This is a genomic window from Hymenobacter fastidiosus (genome assembly GCF_039539565.1).
In the GTDB taxonomy this organism is placed as follows: domain Bacteria; phylum Bacteroidota; class Bacteroidia; order Cytophagales; family Hymenobacteraceae; genus Hymenobacter; species Hymenobacter fastidiosus.
In genome coordinates this window covers 1-621 of record NZ_BAABDJ010000005.1, presented here as the reverse complement: position 1 = coordinate 621, position 621 = coordinate 1, and the positions used below count along the sequence as shown (strand labels likewise).

Annotated in this window: 1 protein-coding gene; it reads left to right on the top strand. The window is 70.9% G+C overall.

The genetic code is table 11. The features are described from left to right. Nucleotides 1-621: TolC family protein (locus ABD833_RS03535; protein WP_345071024.1), on the top strand; the 621-nt coding region annotated here is incomplete at both ends.

Below are 621 nucleotides of genomic sequence, written 5' to 3'. Positions count from 1 at the left end.
TGGCCGATTTATTGACCTTCGTCACGCTGCGCCACCCCGTGGCCCGGCAGGCGGGCCTGCTGCCCGAACGGGCCCTGCAGGAAGTGCGCTTCGCCCGCGGCCAGTTCGACCCCGCGGCAACCAGCAAATACTACGGCAAAACCTTCGGCGGCAAGGACTACTTCCACGACTGGGACGCCCAGCTGCGGGTGCCGCTCTGGTTCGGGGCCGACGTGAAAGCGGGCTTCGAGCGGGGCGTGGGCACCTTCGTCAACCCCGAAAGCTCCACGGCCCCGGTGGGCCTGAGCTACGTGGGCCTCTCGGTGCCGCTGGCGCAGGGGCTGCTGATAGATGAGCGGCGGGCGGCGGTGCGCCAGGCGCAGGCGCTGCAGGGCCTGGCCGAAGCCGAGCGGCGCGGGGCCCTGAACAAGCTCCAGCTGCAGGCCGCCAAAGACTACTGGGACTGGACGCTGAGCTACCAGCGGCAGGAACTGCTGCGCCAGAATACCGAGCTGGCGGCGGTGCGCTTCCGGGCCGTGCGCGAGCGGGTCCGCTACGGCGACCTGGCCGCCATAGACTCGGTGGAGGCCCTCACGGAGCTGCAGAACCGCCAGGCCGCGCTGGTGCAGGGCCGGGTGCAGT